Genomic DNA, 219 nt, shown 5'->3' on the forward strand with positions numbered 1-219 from the left:
GGATATCCTGGTGGACGGGAAGACAGCCCATGTCTTCTGCCATGAGAACATGGCGCCGTTTCTCATGCAGGAATTGTGCCGCGTCCGCCATACGAACGTAGTGCCAAAGCTTCTTGATGCGCTGGAGGATGTGCCTGTCCTGAAAACAGAAAAAGTTTCCGGCACGGTTTCCTCTGTGAGGCTGGACAGTGTCATCGCACTGGCATTTTCCACTTCCAG

General features: G+C 53.9%; 1 pseudogene. It reads left to right on the forward strand.

The window, feature by feature from the left end:
- Window positions 1-219: pseudogene (locus HJV72_RS19255) on the forward strand (RNA-binding protein); the annotation flags it as partial.

The sequence above is a fragment of the Extibacter sp. GGCC_0201 genome (genome assembly GCF_017566055.1).
In the GTDB taxonomy this organism is placed as follows: Bacteria; Bacillota; Clostridia; order Lachnospirales; family Lachnospiraceae; genus Extibacter.